Raw genomic sequence first — 429 nt, forward strand, 5'->3', positions numbered from 1 at the left:
GTGTCGTGGCTCGTGACGAGCTTCTCGCGCATGGCCTCGACCGGCTCGCTCGCGTCGACGACGAGGAGGACGAGGTCGGCGCGGTACACCGAGTCGAGCGTCGACTCGAACGACTCCACGAGCCAGTGGGGGAGGTCCGCGATGAACCCCACCGTGTCCGTCAGCAGCACGTCGCGCTTCTCCATCTCGGCCCGGCGCGTCGTGGTCCCGAGCGTCGTGAACAGCATGTCCTGCGACTCCGCGGTGGTGTCGAGGTCGCGGTGACGCTCGGCGTTCTCGTCGACCGCCAGCTCGTCCGCGAGCCGGCGCATCAGCGTCGACTTCCCGGCGTTGGTGTACCCCGCGAGCGCGACGAGGTCGAAGCCGGAGTCGCGGCGCTGCTCGCGGCGCGCCTCCTCCTTCTCCGCGATCGACGCCAGCTCGTCGCGG

The 429-nt window shown here is 70.6% G+C and carries 1 protein-coding gene; it reads right to left on the minus strand.

Features of this window, described 5'->3' with window-relative positions:
• The coding region (locus tag EXE46_RS16680) for a GTPase (RefSeq protein WP_199234243.1) at positions 1-429 on the minus strand (429 nt) is incomplete at both ends.

Origin of the sequence: Halorubrum sp. GN11_10-6_MGM, assembly GCF_005435165.1 — an archaeon.
GTDB lineage: Archaea > Halobacteriota > Halobacteria > Halobacteriales > Haloferacaceae > Halorubrum.